We start from the raw sequence: 304 nt of genomic DNA, 5'->3' as shown, positions 1-304 counted from the left end.
CTGGGTCCACTTCTGGGGGTTCTCCCCCAGCGTGCGGTTCAGCAGGGTGAGGATCTGGGCGAACTCCTCGCTGTCCGCCGTCGACGGGTCCGGAGCGCTGCCCGCCTTCTCGAACTCGACGCCCTTGTGGACCAGCAGGGTGGCGTCACCGCCGTCGTCCAGGATCATGTTCGGGCCGCCGGTGGCGGCGTTCGGCCAGGTCAGAGCCTGCTCCGTGCACCACCAGTACTCCTCCAGGGTCTCGCCCTTCCAGGCGAAGACCGGCACGCCCTGCGGGTTCTCCGGAGTGCCGTTCGGGCCGACC

1 protein-coding gene is annotated in these 304 nt (G+C 69.7%); it reads right to left on the bottom strand.

Going from position 1 to position 304, the window contains the following annotated elements; genetic code table 11:
• On the bottom strand, positions 1-304 hold a 304-nt coding region (locus V7793_RS38060), incomplete at both ends, for an adenosylhomocysteinase (RefSeq protein WP_336014328.1).

The sequence above is a fragment of the Streptomyces sp. KLMMK genome (assembly GCF_036961605.1).
Lineage (GTDB): Bacteria > Actinomycetota > Actinomycetes > Streptomycetales > Streptomycetaceae > Streptomyces > Streptomyces telluris.
This window is presented reverse-complemented; position numbering and strand designations above follow the sequence as displayed.